The sequence below is a fragment of the Mesorhizobium sp. M7A.F.Ca.CA.003.01.2.1 genome, from assembly GCF_003998945.1.
Taxonomy (GTDB): Bacteria; Pseudomonadota; Alphaproteobacteria; order Rhizobiales; family Rhizobiaceae; genus Mesorhizobium; species Mesorhizobium ciceri.
Map to the genome: position 1 here is coordinate 1 of NZ_RZRA01001648.1, position 480 is coordinate 480.

A 480-nucleotide genomic window follows, 5' to 3' on the forward strand; every position below is an offset into this window, starting at 1 on the left:
GGCTGGTCAAGCGTGATCGAACGGGTGACGGCGCGGAGATCGGCAAAGCGCACGCGTACCGTCACCGTGCGGCCGGGCCTTGCCTTGGCGCGCAGCCGGCTGGCGACGCGGTCGGCCAGATGCAGCAGTGTCGGCACGATGACCCGTGCCATAGCCGGCTTCTGGCCAAGCGCCGATTGGGCGCCGGCCGAATGCGCGCGGCGCTTCGTCTCCAGCTTTCGCGGGTCGCGGTTCCAGGACAGGGCGGCGAGCTTTTCGCCGGCGGCGGGACCGAGCAGGCGCGTCAGCGCGCCGCCATGCGTCCTGGCCAGTTGACCGATGGTCTCGACGCCGATCTCGGCCAGCCGCGCCCTGGTCGCCGGGCCGACGCCCCACATCAGTCCGACCGGCAGATCATGCAGGAAGGCGAGTTCGGTGCCGGGTTCGACGACCACCAGCCCGTCGGGTTTGGCGACCTGCGAGGCGATCTTGGCCAGATGC

At 71.0% G+C, this 480-nt stretch carries 1 pseudogene; it reads right to left on the bottom strand.

The features are described 5' to 3' along the window. A pseudogene (locus EN969_RS34740) lies at nucleotides 1-480 on the bottom strand (DNA polymerase IV); the annotation flags it as partial.